11 protein-coding genes are annotated in these 13,923 nt (G+C 68.7%); 6 read left to right on the top strand and 5 right to left on the bottom strand.

From position 1 onward, the window contains the following. Positions 1–60: 60 nt before the first annotated feature. Positions 61–498, bottom strand: a complete 438-nt coding sequence (locus ACWFRB_RS25260) for a phage holin family protein (protein WP_452643968.1) — start codon at positions 496–498, stop codon at positions 61–63. 181 nt (positions 499–679) lie between these two features. On the opposite strand from ACWFRB_RS25260, the gene ppk2 reads away from it, so the two are divergent. After that, positions 680–1,570 carry a polyphosphate kinase 2 gene (ppk2, locus tag ACWFRB_RS25255; protein ID WP_452643967.1) on the top strand — a complete coding sequence of 297 codons (891 nt, stop codon included), beginning with the start codon at positions 680–682 and terminating at the stop codon, positions 1,568–1,570. A 111-nt stretch (positions 1,571–1,681) separates the two neighbouring features. Continuing rightward, positions 1,682–3,028, top strand: coding sequence for an anaerobic C4-dicarboxylate transporter (locus tag ACWFRB_RS25250; RefSeq protein WP_452643966.1), 1,347 nt, complete (start codon positions 1,682–1,684; stop codon positions 3,026–3,028). A 10-nt stretch (positions 3,029–3,038) separates the two neighbouring features. Here the strand turns inward: ACWFRB_RS25250 and ACWFRB_RS25245 are convergent, their stop codons facing one another. Continuing rightward, positions 3,039–4,151, bottom strand: a complete 1,113-nt coding sequence (locus tag ACWFRB_RS25245) for an N-formylglutamate amidohydrolase (protein WP_452643965.1) — start codon at positions 4,149–4,151, stop codon at positions 3,039–3,041. A gap of 45 nt (positions 4,152–4,196) precedes the next feature. Between ACWFRB_RS25245 and ACWFRB_RS25240 the strand changes: the two genes are divergently transcribed. Together ACWFRB_RS25240 and ACWFRB_RS25235 are read left to right on the top strand one after the other, a co-directional pair. Next, a complete protein-coding gene (locus ACWFRB_RS25240; RefSeq protein WP_452643964.1) occupies positions 4,197–5,030 on the top strand; it encodes an alpha/beta hydrolase family protein in 834 nt (277 codons plus the stop codon). A 149-nt stretch (positions 5,031–5,179) separates the two neighbouring features. Next, positions 5,180–7,585 (top strand): serine/threonine-protein kinase, encoded by a 2,406-nt coding sequence (locus ACWFRB_RS25235; RefSeq protein WP_452643963.1) that lies wholly within the window; start codon positions 5,180–5,182, stop codon positions 7,583–7,585. On the opposite strand, the gene ACWFRB_RS25230 is transcribed toward ACWFRB_RS25235, so the two are convergent. Together ACWFRB_RS25230 and ACWFRB_RS25225 are read right to left on the bottom strand one after the other, a co-directional pair. After that, on the bottom strand, positions 7,554–9,596 hold the full coding sequence (locus ACWFRB_RS25230; RefSeq protein WP_452643962.1) for a prolyl oligopeptidase family serine peptidase: 2,043 nt from the start codon (positions 9,594–9,596) through the stop codon (positions 7,554–7,556). The two genes, ACWFRB_RS25235 and ACWFRB_RS25230, sit on opposite strands and share 32 nt — an antisense overlap. A gap of 100 nt (positions 9,597–9,696) precedes the next feature. Next, positions 9,697–10,725: an alpha/beta hydrolase gene (locus ACWFRB_RS25225; protein ID WP_452643961.1), complete on the bottom strand. Its 1,029-nt coding sequence runs from the start codon at positions 10,723–10,725 to the stop codon at positions 9,697–9,699. A 287-nt stretch (positions 10,726–11,012) separates the two neighbouring features. Here ACWFRB_RS25225 and lpdA point away from each other — a divergent pair, with 287 nt between their 5' ends. After that, entirely contained in the window at positions 11,013–12,419 is a 1,407-nt protein-coding gene (lpdA, locus tag ACWFRB_RS25220) for a dihydrolipoyl dehydrogenase (RefSeq protein ID WP_452643960.1), read from the top strand. A gap of 72 nt (positions 12,420–12,491) precedes the next feature. On the opposite strand, the gene ACWFRB_RS25215 is transcribed toward lpdA, so the two are convergent. Further along, a complete protein-coding gene (locus ACWFRB_RS25215) occupies positions 12,492–12,887 on the bottom strand; it encodes a winged helix-turn-helix transcriptional regulator (protein ID WP_452643959.1) in 396 nt (131 codons plus the stop codon). A gap of 135 nt (positions 12,888–13,022) precedes the next feature. Here ACWFRB_RS25215 and ACWFRB_RS25210 point away from each other — a divergent pair, with 135 nt between their 5' ends. Further along, the gene (locus tag ACWFRB_RS25210) at positions 13,023–13,877 is read left to right on the top strand and encodes an SDR family oxidoreductase (RefSeq protein WP_452643958.1); all 855 of its coding nucleotides are present in this window, start codon (positions 13,023–13,025) and stop codon (positions 13,875–13,877) included. Positions 13,878–13,923 lie beyond the last annotated feature (46 nt).

Below are 13,923 nucleotides of genomic sequence, written 5' to 3'. Positions count from 1 at the left end.
GAGTACGCGGGGTCGGCGCCGTCTTGTCGTCGGGGGCGGGGTTTGCCCCCGGCGAGGCGATCAGTCGACGCGGTTGCCGGAGGCCTTGTGCCTGCCCGACCGCATGGTCGACTCGAGCTTGTCGTCGAATTCGTCGTAGACGACCGAGCCGATCCAGATGATCAGCGTCGCCCACACCCAGGTCCAGAAGCCCCGGATCTGGAAGTCGTTCGTCAGCAACACCACGATGAGCAGGACGAGGTACGTCGCGACCAGGTTGACGACCCAGGTGTAGGCGCGCAGTCCCGGCACGGCGCTCAGCAGGCGGGTGATGATCGGCTTGACGAACAGCGTGGCCAACGTGAACAGAATCGTGCCGACGATGAACCACAGGGGATAGGAAATGTGGAATGGGCCGAGGACCAGGTCGGCGAGCCACAGCACGACACCGTTCGCGACCAGTGCGGTCAGGATGCGAGGAACCCAGAGCTTCGTGGGGGTCGGATTCGAGGTGGTCATGTCGCCAGGATGAGCGTCGGCGACGGGTGCGATCGGGCTTTCGTCGTCGACTCAATTGATTGATGCATCGACGTTATCTGTCTGTTATTGGACCAGGTGAATTCGCGGACCGCGCCGCGGCGCGGTGAAGCGTTCATCTGGGCGACACCGCGCCGACGAGCACGGCGGTTACCGTCCGCGGATGACCGAATTCGACCACCCAGTGGACCTCGCCGACACCTCCGCGTTCGCGGTCCTGGACGACGATGACGACGACCCGATCCTGGTCGGCGCGGCGGACGGGCGGGCCGTCGACACCTGGCGCGAGGGGTATCCGTACGCGGAGCGGATGGAGCGCGCCGAGTACGAGATGGACAAGAGGCTGCTGCAGATCGAGTTGCTCAAACTGCAGAACTGGTCCAAGGCGACCGGCCGCAGGCACGTGATCGTGTTCGAGGGCCGGGACGCGGCGGGCAAGGGCGGCACCATCAAGCGGTTCACGGAGCACCTGAACCCCCGCGGCGCGAGGGTGGTGGCCCTCGAGAAGCCGTCCGCCCGCGAGCAGGGCCAGTGGTACTTCCAGCGATATGTCGAGCACCTGCCCGCGGCAGGGGAGCTCGTCCTCTTCGACCGCTCCTGGTACAACCGCGCGGGTGTCGAGCGGGTGATGGGCTTCTGCAACGACGACCAGCACGCGCGCTTTCTGCGGCAGGCCCCGCTCTTCGAGCAGATGCTCGTCGACGAGGGGATCAGCCTGACCAAGCTGTGGTTCTCGGTGTCCAGGAACGAGCAGCGCACCCGGTTCGCGATCAGGCAGGTGGACCCGGTCCGGCAGTGGAAGCTCTCCCCGATGGACCTTGCGTCGCTGGACAAGTGGGAGTCGTACACGGCCGCCAAGGAGCAGATGATCAGGTTCACCGATACCGACATCGCGCCGTGGACCGTCGTGAAGAGCAACGACAAGAAGCGCGCCAGGATCAACGCCATGCGGCACGTGCTCAGCCGCTTCGACTACGAGAACCGGGACGACGAGGTGGTCGGGACCCCTGATCCGCGCATCGTCTGCCGAGCGCGAGACTCGTTGGGGGACTGACCGGCCGAGCTCGGCGGAAGGTCCCACCGATTCCGCCGGACACGTCGTAGCATCTCCGGAGCCAGTGTTTGACACAACAAACGTTTCCGTCGATTGACGAGGTGGACCTGCGTGGACGCGCTGAAGATCGCCCTGGAACTGATCGTCGTGCTCGGCTGCATCGTGATGGGCACGCGCTCCAGCGGTGTGGCACTGGGCTTGTGGGGCGGCGCGGGCGTGGCGGTGCTGGTCTTCGTGTTCCGGGAGGACGTGGGCAGCCCGCCGGTCGACGCGCTGCTGATCATCCTGTCGGTGGTGCTGGCGTCGTCGATGATGCAGGCGGCGGGCGGCATCGACTGGATGGTGACGATCGCCGCGAAACTGATCTCCAAGCGCCCCAAGCAGATCACGCTGATCGCACCGCTGGTCTCGTTCTTGTTCGCGGTGGGCGCGGGCACGTCGAACATCCTGTACCCGCTGCTGCCGGTCATCTACGACGCGTCGTACCGCAACGGCGTCCGGCCCTCGCGCCCGCTCTCGCTCTCCGTCGTGGCGACGGGTGTTGCCCTGGCCTGTAGCCCGGTCTCGGCGGCGATGGCGGCGATGGTCACCCTCACCGATGTCGAGCCGTACAACTTCGAGCTGATCGACATCATCAAGATCACGCTGCCCGCCGCGATCGTCGGCATCGTGCTGTCCTCGATCGTCGTGAACCGACTGGGCAAGAACATCGCCGACGATCCGGAGATCCAGGCCCGGATCGCGTCCGGTGAGCTCCTCGCGCCCTCGGCCGCATCCGCGAACGGCCCCGGTGCGGTCGAGCTGAAGTCGACCACGCAGGGTCGCAATGCCGCCATCATCTTCCTGCTCGGTGTCGCGGCCATCGTGGTCTTCGGTCTGTTCAAGGAGATTCGCCCGGAAGCGGCCGACGGCTCGCCGATGGGAATGACCCCGATCATCGAGATGATGATGTTCGTGGTCGGCACGCTGATCCTGCTGGTGTGCCGCCCGAACGTGGCGGAGGTCCCCGGCTCGACGGTGTTCAAGGCAGGCATGGTCTCGGCCATCGCGCTGTTCGGTCTGGCCTGGCTCACCGACACCTTCATCAGCGCGCACCAGGAGCTGATCACCAGCACCGTCGGCGACTGGGTGGACGCCGCGCCCTGGATCTTCGCGCTCGGTGTCTTCCTGGTCTGTGTGCTCACCACCAGCCAGTCGACGGCGACCAGGACCATCGTGCCGATCGGCCTGGCGGCGGGGCTCGCCCCCGGGCTGCTCACCGGCATGTGGGCGGGCGCCTTCGCGGGCATCTACCTGTTGCCCACCAACGGATCACAGATCGCGGCCGCCAACTTCGACGAGTCGGGCAGCACCAAGCTCGGCACCAAGCTGGTCGACCACTCGTTCTTCGTCCCGACGATCGTGTTGGCCGTCACCACCATCGCGGCAGGCATGGTGTTCGGCATCGTCCTGGGCTGACCGCCCTCGGCTAGCGGTGGGACCGGTAGCCGTCCCAGCTGGCCTTGCACGCGTGGGCGAGCATGTCCACCCGGTCGGAGTCCGGCTCCGGCCATCCAACGCCGGGCAGCATCAGCTCCGCGGTGAGGTCGGGGCCGAGCAGGAATTCGCGCCTGAACTCCGCCTGGACCGCGCCGAGCGTCACCCCCGCGGCGGAGGCTCTTGGCCCGAGTTCGCGGAATCGTGCACCCGCGGTGATGATCTCGTGGCTGCCCAGGTACGGCTGGTTCAACATGACGGCGGCCGGGTCGGCCACCTCGAAGCCAACCCGGTGCGCCTGGGCCAGCGCGCGGACGGCCTGCGGGGCCATGCTCACCGGGTTGTCGCCACGCGGCTCCCCGCGCTCATCGCCCCGGTTCGACAACGCCACGACATCGGGCAGTCGGTCGGCCTCAGCGCGCTCGACGTTCACCGCGCCGTCCCTGGTTGTGGTGTGGTTCATCGTGTCGTGGAAGGACAGCGTGGTGAACTCGACAGGCCCGGTGGACTTCTCGGCGCGCTCGAAGGCGAGCGCCACCATCCGCTCGATGAGGTCGTCGCGGGTCCGCTCGTAGACGTCCAGCCCGCGGGAGGCGACCTCGGCGAAGGTGTCGGCGAGCCGGTGCAGGCCCGCGTCGTCGGCCGGCTCGCGCAGCAAGGGGTAGAAGGAGAACGTCACCGGGCGGATGGCGTCGACCCCGGTCAGGTCGGCCTTGTTCCCTTGGCCCGCGGCGCGGACCCGTGCGAACGCCTCACGCAGGGTGGCGTACAGGTCCTCGGGGCGCGCGCGGTTCGGGTCCCGCACCATCCGGGGATGCGGGTTCTCCACGTAGACGATGCGGGGGTCGATCTCCGCCCAGCGGCGCACCACCGGGCTGGTGGAGCAGTCGGTGAAGTCGAACTGCAACCGGCGGGTGAACTCGGGCGCGAGGAACTCGCCGAGCTCCTCGGGGATGGCCGCTCCCGAATGTGGGCAGCTGACAAGCAGATCGGCGTCGGCAAGCGCCTGGTCGAGGCTGCGACGGCCGCGGTCCGCGTAGTAGATCAGGTCGTCCGGGGCGAACACGGTGCCTGCGGGCAGGAACAGCGGATCAGCGGTTGCCATGTCCGAACCCTATCGGCAGGCGCCTCGGCGAGAGAGTATTGGACCGTGGACACCATTCCGATTCAGATGCCCGACGGCACCACCATCGCGGTACGGCTGTTCGCAGGCCGGGAGACGGCGCCGGTGGTGGTGATCTTCCCGGGGCTCGGGGTGCCGGGCGGGTTCTACGATCCGGTCGCCGAGGCGCTGGTCGCACACGGATTCAACGCGGCGATCGGTGAGCTCCGCGGGCAGGGCGACAGCAGGCCCCGGCCGGGCGCGGAGAGCAGCTACGGGTACCAGGAACTGGCGTCCGTCGACTATCCGGCCACCTTCGAGGTGGTGCGGGAGCGGTTCCAGGACAGCACCCCGTACCTGCTCGGTCACAGCATGGGCGGGCAGCTGGGGGTGATGTATGCGGCCAGGGCCAGGGGAAAGCTCGGTGGGCTGATCCTGGTGGCGTCGGGTTCGCCGTACCACCGCGGGCACGGGATGGTGCGCGGCGCTGCGCTGCTGGCCGGGTCGGCGGCGATGTCGGTGACGGCGAACGTCGCCGGGTTCTGGCCGGGGGACCGGTTGGACGTCGGCGGGTTCGGCAGGCAGTCGAAGGTGCTGATCGGGGACTGGTCCAGGTTCGCGCGCACCGGCGCCATCGAGCCGACGGGAGCCGACATCGACTACGAGGAGCGGATCGGCCGACTGACCCTGCCGGTGCTGTCGATCTCCATGGAGGATGACGATCTGGCGCCGCGGCAGGCGATCAAGAACCTGGTCGCGAAGATGCCGAAAGCGGACCTGACCACCTGGCATCAGCAGGAGCCGCTGGGCCACAACGGCTGGATCCGCAGCCCGGACAGCACCGTCGGCCGCATCGTGGACTGGCTGCACGACCGCGCCTGACCCCGCCGAGTGTGCACCTGCCATCGGTCCCACTCGGGCGATGTACCCGTAGCTGCACACTCGGCGGGGATACCCTTGATGTTGATCACCTCTGATGTGATCACCACGACCCGCGCCGCACCGTGCGGTCGGGTCGGAACGGATCCGCCATGGATGAACCCGTTCGCCCGAGTGACGCGACGATCGCAAGCGGGCCGCTGACCGAGGTGGCCCCCGGTACTGCCGTGCACGTGAGTTCGGCCGTGTCCGACTCGACCGGTACCCGCCCGGAATCGGGGCTCGTCGTCGACACCGGTGTGCGGCGCCTGGTCGCCGACTGGGAGGCGACCCGCTCCCCGTCCGATCTGTCCGACTACCTGCCGGACGCGGCAGCGATCCGGCGTGCCGCACTGATCGACCTGATCATGGTCGATCTCGAATACCGGTGGTTGCGCGGTGGCCAGCCGAAACGAATAGCCGACTACTGCCGGGAGTTCCCGGAGCTGCTCGCGGAGCCGCTGCCGCCCGAGCTCGTGTACGAGGAGTACCGGGTGCGCCGCGCCAGCGGGGCGAACGTCGAGCCGGAGGAGTACCTGCGCGGCTTTCCGCAGCAGGCCGACCGGTTCGAATGGCTGCGCGAGCACGACCTGCCGGGACACCGCGGCGAGCCCGTCCCGATCGACCTGCCCGAGGACACCGAGTTCGCGGTCGGGCAGCAGCTGGACGATTTCGAACTGATCGCGGAGCTCGGGCGCGGGGCCTTCGCCCGGGTGTTCCTGGCCCGGCAGCTGTCGATGCTGCGCCCCGCGGCGCTCAAGATCTCGCGCAATGTCGGCAGTGAGCCGCAGACCCTCGCCCAGCTCGACCACCCGTACATCGTCCGGGTCTTCGACCAGAGGCTGTTCGAGGACCGGCAGGTGCGGGTGCTGGTGATGGAGTACGTGTCCGGCGGCACGCTGCTCGACGTGGTCAAGCTCGTCCGGGCGACCCCGACGGAGCACAGGAGCGGTCAGCTCCTGCTCGATTCGATCGACAAGGTCCTCGAGCGCAAGGGGGAGGTCCGGCCGAGCGAGTCGAGCGTGCGCGCCGAGATCGCGGAACTCTCGTGGCCCGAGACCGTGGCGTGGATCGGGCTGCGGCTGGCCGACGCGCTCGAGTACGCGTGCGCCCACGGCGTGCTGCACCGCGACATCAAGCCGGCCAACGTGCTGCTGAGCGTCGAGGGCGTCCCGAAGCTCGCCGACTTCAACGTCAGCTCCAGCGACAGCGTCGACCCGGCAGGCCGGTCCGGATTCGTCGGCGGATCCGTCGCATACATGGCGCCCGAGCAGCTGGCCGCGGTGTCCCCGGAATCGGCGGCGAGCGCGGCGCCGATCGACACCCGCAGCGACATCTACGCGCTCGGGGTGATGTTGTGGGAGCTGCTGACCGGGGTCCGCCCGTTCGAGGACGCTCCCGCAGGCGGGTCGCAGGCGTCGCCGGGCGAGGTGCTCGCGATCCGGCGGCGCGGGGTGGATCCCGATGCCAGGGCCCGGCTCCCTGCCGACTGCCCGGCCGCCCTGCGCCGCGTGCTGATGACGTCCCTCGCCTTCGATCCCGCCGACCGTTGGTCGAGCGGCCGCAAGCTGGCACGCCAGTTCGCGCTGTGCCTGGATCCGCACGCCCGCGACCTCGTCGATCCGCGTCCCGGCAGTTGGCGGTCGACGCTGTCGCGGTGGTCGCTCCCGATCCTGCTGGCCGCGATCGGCATCCCGAACCTGCTGGCGGCGGGCTACAACTACTACTACAACAAGGCGCTGATCATCTCCGAGCTCTCACCCGAGGCACAGGACCATCTCGAGCAGGTCCACCTGATGGTGGGCGGGCTGGCGTTCCCCCTCGGTGCGTTCCTCATCCTCTACTGGTGTCGGCTCGCGCTGATCGTCCCGCACGGCCTGCGCAGGGGGCAGCGGTACGACCCCGAGATCCTGGCCAGGGCGCGCACCGCGACCCTGAACCTGGGGCACCGCGCCGTCGTGGTCGCCTTCGTGCTCTGGGTGGTCGCCGGGGTCGGCTACCCGATCGCCCTGCAGGCGGCGGCGGGCGGCATTCCGTCGCAGGCCTATTCGCACCTGATCGCCTCGCTGGCGGTCTGCGGGGCGGTGGCCGTCGCGTACCCGTTCTTCATCCTCACGTTCTACGCGGTGCGCTGTGTGTACCCGATCCTGTTGTCGCACGGTGAGATCGGTAGCGCCGACGGTCGCGACCTGCGGGCGCTCGGCCGGAGCACCACCCGCTACGTCGCGGTGGCCGCGTCGGTTCCCCTGGTGGGCGTCGCCGGACTCAGCTTCGTCGGGGCCGAGCCCGGCAACACGGTCAACGCGACCGTCCGCGCGCTGTGCATCGGCGGCATCATCGCCTTCATCGGTGTGTACCAACTGTTCCGGTGGGTCGAGGGCGACCTGCGGGCGCTGACCCGGGTGGTGTCGCTGGGTGGCGCCCGCGGCTACGCCGCCGAGATCGAGGCCCCGGAGTCCGTCCAGACGCCCCGGCACGTGCGCCCCGTCAGAGCCCCAGTTGTGACCAGAGGAACGTGAACGTCAGCGCCGTCTTGAACGCCAGCTGGGCGTTGTCGGAGGCGCCGCCGTGCCCGCCCTCGATGTTCTCGTAATACCAGGTCCGGTGTCCCTGCTCCTCGAGTCGCGCGGCCATCTTCCTGGCGTGGCCGGGGTGCACCCGGTCGTCGCGCGTCGAGGTGGCGATCAGGACCGGCGGGTACGACGCCTCCGCGGCGGTGTTCTGGTACGGCGAGTACCGGGAGATGTACTCCCATTCGGCTGGGTCGTCGGGGTCGCCGTACTCGGCCATCCAGGACGCGCCCGCCAGCAGCAGGTGATAGCGGCGCATGTCCAGCAACGGAACCTGGCAGACGATGGCACCGAACAGTTCCGGGTACCGGGTGAGCATCACACCCATCAGCAGCCCGCCGTTGCTGCCGCCCTGGGCGCCCAGCTGGGCTGGGGTGGTGATCCCGCGCTCGACGAGGTCCCGCGCGACGGCGGCGAAGTCCTCGAACACCTTGTGCCGCCCGGCCTTCAGTGCCTGCGTGTGCCACTCGGGCCCGTACTCGCCGCCGCCGCGGATGTTGGCGACCACATAGGTGCCGCCCCGCTCCAGCCAGGCCAGGCCGGTCGCGCCGCTGTACGTCGGCGTCATCGAATTCTCGAAACCGCCGTAGCCGTACAGCAGGGTCGGTCCCGGGGCGGAGTCCTTCCCGCGCACCACGAAATAGGGGATCCGGGTGCCGTCCTCGGAGACCGCGAAGTGCTGAGCGACCGCGAGCGAATCCGCGTCGAAGAACGAGGGCGACTGCTTGAGCACCTCGATCGGCTCGCCGACCGTGCCGTGCAGCAGCGTCGCGGGCGTGAGGTAGCCGCTCGAGTTGAGGAAGAACTCGTCGCCCTCGACCGGATCCACGTCCAGGATGTCGGTGGTGGTGAGCTCGGAGACCCCCTCGAGCGGCACGTCCGTCCAGCCGCCGGGTCCCGGTGTCCGCACCCGCAGCCGGGTCTGCACGTCGGACAGCGTCACCAGCAGCAGGTGGTTGCGGGTCCACACGTACTGCTCGAGCGAGGTGTGGGCGTCGGGCGCGAAAAGCACCGTCAGGTCGCGAGATCCGGCGAGATAGTCCTCGTACCTGGCGGCCAGCAGGGTGCCGGCCGGGTGTTCGTGCCCGGCGACGGACCAGGCGGACCTGGTGCGGATCAGCAGCCATTCCCGATGCACGGAGAGGCCTGCGTCCTCGGGCGTCTCGATCCGGACCAGGGCGCCGTCGTCCATCAGCTGGAAGCGCCGGGAGTTGTAGAAGTCGATGGACTGCTCGACGAAGCTGCGCTCGAAGCCGGGGGTGCGGTCGTACCAGGCGGACACCGCGACATCGGTCTGCTCGCCCTCGAACACGGTGACGGCCTCCGCGATGTCGGTGCCGCGGGTCCAGCGCTTGGCGATCCGCGGGTAACCGGAATCGGTGAGGGAGCCCGGCCCGAGATCGGTGCCGACGTACACCGTGTCCACGTCGACCCAGCCGATGTCGGTCTTGGCCTCCGGCAGGAAGAAGCCGCCGTCGGACGGTTCGACGAAGCAGCGTCGCTCCAGATCGAACTCGCGGGTCACCGTGGCGTCGGCGCCGCCCCTCGACAGGCTGACCAGCGCGCGCTCCTGGCCGGGGCGCAGCACCTGCGCGCCGGACCACACCCAGTTCTCGCCATCGCGTTCGGCGAGCTCGTCGACGTCGACCAGCACGTCCCAGTTCGGGGCGTCGGTGCGGTACTCGTCCATCGTCGTCCGCCGCCACAGGCCGCGGACGTGCTCGGAGTCGCGCCAGAAGTTGTAGAGGTAGTCGCCGCGGAGCCGGACGTACGGGATGCGGGCATCGGTGTCGAACACCGCCCGGATCCGCGTCTGCAGGTCCTCGAACCCGGCGTTCTCGGTGAACTCACCGGTGGTGCGGCCGTTGCGTTCGCGCACCCAGTCCAGCGCGGGCTCGGCGGTGACGTCTTCGAGCCAGAGGTAGGGATCATCGGGTTCGGTCTTCGCCGGGTCAGCCATGGCACCCATTGTGGTGTACCGCCACCACCGGAAAGGCGAACGGCCCCACCCGGGTGTCCGGGCGGGGCCGCTGCGGTGAGCGAGAGTCGTCGAGCGAGAACTACAGGCCGATGGACTCGGCGAGCATCGGCCAGGACTCGTGCAGGGCGTCCTGCCAGTAGCCCCAGGAGTGGGTGCCCGCGGGGCGGAAGTCGAAGGTCGCCGGGATGCCCAGCTGGCCGAGCCTGCCCTGGAGGTTGTGCGTGCACTGGTTGACCGCGGCCTCGATCATGCCGCCGACGATCACCTGGTTGGCCAGCGTGTCGACCCTGCCGTTGACGGCGGGGTTCGCCAGGTTGTCGTGGTCGCCGGGCAGGCCGCTCGAGGAGGAGACGAACAGCTTGATGCCGCGCAGCTTCTCGGCGTTGACGACCGGGTCGTTCTCGGCCCAGCCGGGGCCGTCGAACGGGCCCCACATGTTGGTGGCCTTGGCGCCGCCGCGGGACTCGACGACCGTGCGGACGTAGAACTTGCCCGCGTCGGTGCTGGTCTCCGCGCAGCCGCTGTAGGCGCCGACGCTCTTGTACAGCTGCGGGGCCGCGATCGCGAGGTTGAGCACGGAGGTGCCCGCCATCGAGATGCCGGCGATCGAGTTGACGCCGGTGGTGTCGAAGGCGTCGTCGATGATCGGCGGCAGTTCCTTGGTCAGGAAGGTGGTCCACTTGTTGCGACCCAGCGTCGGGTCGTCCTGCTGCCAGTCGGTGTAGTAGCTGAAGGCGCCGCCGATCGGGGTGACCACGTTGACGTTCTTGTCGGCGAAGAAGCTCATGACGTCGGTCTGCTTCTGCCAGGTGGCGCGGTCCTCGCCGCCGCCTGCGCCGTTGAGCAGGTACAGGGTGGGGCGGGGCGCGCTGGTGTCGGCGGGGGTGATCACCTCGACCGGGATCACCTCGTCCATCGCCGCCGAGTACACGTACGCGGTCACCTTGCGGTCGGAGTTCTTCTCGATCCGCTCGAGCTTGGATCCGGAATCCGACTGCGCGGTGGCCGGCGCCGCGGGCGCGATGGCGGGGCTCACCAGCATCGGCAACACGGTGAGCGCGATCGCCGCCGCGACGAGGCGGCCGCGGCGGGAGGTCTGAGGACGCATGCGAGAAACCTTCACTGTTGATTCGTCGGTTCACCGGGCCCGGGCGTTACGCGATTCGGACAAACCGGACGTCGTTCAATGGGCCACGTCGGACGTGGCCTTCTCTCTTTTTACCCGAGCGCTCCGGTCGCTAGCCACCGTGCGGAGTGAATTCGCTGGTAGGGCCGGTTCGGCGGGTGGGCGCTCGACGGGAACCGGGGGCATCGCAGGCGGTGAGCGGTCTGCTACCGGCGGGTAACCAGACCATGGCGGGACAGCGAATCGCCGCGGGTCTACCCTGAGCAATCGTGACCTCACACTATGACGTCGTTGTTCTCGGGGCCGGTCCCGGTGGGTACGTCGCTGCTATCCGCGCGGCACAACTCGGACTGAAAACCGCCATCATCGAAGAGAAGTACTGGGGCGGTGTCTGCCTGAACGTGGGCTGCATCCCCTCCAAGGCGCTGCTCCGCAACGCGGAACTCGCCCACATCTTCCACAACGAGGCCAAGACCTTTGGCATCTCGGGAGATGTGAGCTTCGACTTCGGGGCCGCCTTCACACGAAGCCGCTCGGTCGCGGACGGCCGCGTCAAGGGCGTGCACTTCCTGATGAAGAAGAACAAGATCACCGAGTACGACGGTCGCGGCACCTTCACCGATGCCAAGACCATCTCGGTGGCCAAGTCCGACGGCACCACCGAGACCGTCACGTTCGACAACGTCATCATCGCGACCGGCACCACCACCCGGATGCTGCCCGGCACCGCGGTCAGCGCGAACGTGGTGACCTACGAGGAGCAGATCCTCACCAGCGAGCTGCCCGGTTCGATCCTCATCGTCGGCGCGGGCGCGATCGGCATGGAGTTCGCCTACGTCCTGCACAACTACGGCGTGAAGGTGACGATCGTCGAGTTCCTCGACCGCGCACTGCCGATGGAGGATGCGGACGTCTCCAAGGAGATCGCGAAGCGCTACAAGAAGTACGGCATCGAGATCAAGACCTCGACCGGCGTGCAGTCGGTCACCGACAACGGCGCGGCAGGCGTCACCGTCACCATGGCAAAGAACGGCAGCGACGAGGTCGAGACCGTCGTCGTGGACAAGGTGCTGCAGGCGATCGGCTTCGCGCCGAACGTCACCGGCTACGGCCTCGAGAGCACCGGCGTCGCGCTCACCGACCGCGGCGCCATCGCCATCGACGAGCGGATGTGCACCAACGTGCCCGGCATCTACGCCATCGGTGACGTCACCGCGAAGCTGCAGCTCGCCCACGTCGCCGAGGCGCAGGGTGTCGTCGCGGCCGAGACGATCGGCAACGCCGAGACCCTCGAGCTGGGTGACTACCGGATGATGCCGCGCGCCACGTTCTGCCAGCCGCAGGTGGCCAGCTTCGGGCTCACCGAGGAGCAGGCCAAGGCCGAAGGGCACGACATCAAGGTCGCGACCTTCCCGTTCACCGCCAACGGCAAGGCGCACGGCCTGGCCGACCCGAACGGCTTCGTCAAGCTCATCGCCGACACCAAGTACGGCGAGCTGCTAGGCGGCCACCTGATCGGTCCGGACGTGTCCGAGCTGCTGCCCGAGCTGACCCTCGCCCAGAAGTGGGACCTGACGGTCAACGAGCTCGCGCGCAACGTGCACACGCACCCGACGCTGAGCGAGGCTCTGCAGGAGGCCATCCACGGCCTCGCGGGACACATGATCAACTTCTGATCCAGACAACGAAGAGAATGCGCGGCCGGTACCCACCGGCCGCGCATTCTCGGTTTTACGGGTCCTTCGCTGTCAGCGTTCCCGGTAGCGCGATTGCGCGTCGATGACCTCGGGCATGCGCGATTCCACCAGTTCGATCAGCCCGACCAGCCGGGAGGCCACGTCGGTACCGAGTGGGGTCAGGCTGTATTCGACCTTCGGCGGGATCGTCGTCAGCACCGCGCGGTCGACGAGCCCGTCTCGCTCGAGGGCCTGCAGGGTCTGCGACAGCATCCGCTCGCTGACGCCGTCGACGCGACGGCGCAGCGCACTGAAGCGGTAGGGGCCTTCGGCGAGGGCGGCCAGGGCGAGGGTGCCCCACCGCCCGGTGACCGTCTGGATCACCTCCCGCGAGGCGCAGGCGCGCTCGAACACGTCGGCCGCGAAGGCGAGGCCGGGCTCGGATGCCGGCAGGTCGGGGTCGGTCATGGAGCCCAGGCTACTACCCACCGATACCGCAGCGCTAACACTGACGGTTGCACTTACGGAAAATAAGTGCATGATGGACGCAGACGGTTTGTTTGAAGCGTCAACTCAACTGACTCGCGACACCCAGGAGTGCACATGACCATCGCCATCACCGGTGCCACCGGACACCTCGGCCGCCTCGTCGTCGAATCCCTGCTGGCGCGCGGAGCCGAAGCGGGCGACCTGGTCGCCGTGGTCCGAGACCCGGGCAAGGCCGCCGATCTCGCGGCGAAGGGCGTGCAGGTGCGCGTGGCCGACTACACGGACCGGGCGGCACTCGAGAGCGCGCTGGCCGGCGTCGACAAGCTGCTGCTGATCTCGAGCAGTGAGGTCGGTCAGCGGCTACCGCAGCACACCAACGTCATCGAGGCGGCCAAGGCCGCGGGCGTGGCATTCGTCGCCTACACATCCGTGCTCGACGCCGCGAACAGCGCACTGACCCTGGCACAGGAGCACAAGGCCACCGAGGAGGTCCTGGCCGCCTCGGGCATCGAGCACGCCCTCCTCCGCAACGGTTGGTACTGGGAGAACTACACCACCGACCTCGCGGGCACGATCGAGCGCGGGGTGCTGGCCGGAGCCGCGGGCGAGGGCAGGGTCGCGGCCGCCGCCAGGGCCGACTATGCCGAGGCCGCGGCCGTCGTGCTGCTCGCGGACGGCCAGGCAGGCAGGGTGTACGAGCTCGGCGGCGACGAGCGCCTGACGCTCGCCGAGCTGGCCGCGACGATCTCCGCGGCGGCGGGCAAGACCGTTGTCTACCAGGATCTCTCGGAGGGCCAGTTCGGTGCCGCCCTCGAGAGCGCAGGCCTGCCCGCGATCTACGCGGGGATGCTGGCGAACTCGGACGCAGGCATCAAGGTCGGCGCGCTGGACACCACCAGCGGCGACCTGCAGACACTGATCGGCCGCTCGTCCACCCCGGTCGCCGAGGTGCTCCGCGCGGCGCTGTAGGCGCTCCGCGCCCGTGCGCGGTTGACGAGTCCCTGCACTCGTCAAC

The sequence above is a fragment of the Rhodococcus sp. NPDC055112 genome (assembly GCF_053607505.1).
The sequence above is the reverse complement of the archived record's forward strand: the minus strand, read 5'-3'. Positions and strand labels throughout refer to the sequence as shown.